A 344-nucleotide genomic window follows, 5' to 3' on the forward strand; every position below is an offset into this window, starting at 1 on the left:
CTTAGAAGGGGTATCATTTTCTTTGACCACATTTTGACCACGAATCGAATAGTGTGGTTTGTTTTCGTTTTATTCACAATTTTGTAAATTTAAGCAGAACCGTTACTACAATTAGTTTTGATATGAATTATATATTTCTGATTTCTTACTTATTATAGATGTATATAAAAGAACGTAAGAAATACGGTTTTCTCCTGTATAAGTTGGTGGCAGGCTGGTTTCCTGATGTATTACGAATTAATCAAATAATACAGGGAGAGGAACATAAGAAGACCACATAATTATCATTATGTCATTTATTCGTTACCATGACTTTACTACTAAATAATTAATCCAAAATATAG

Origin of the sequence: Bacillus sp. JJ1533, assembly GCF_036965045.1 — a bacterium.
GTDB lineage: Bacteria > Bacillota > Bacilli > Bacillales > Bacillaceae_L > Ferdinandcohnia.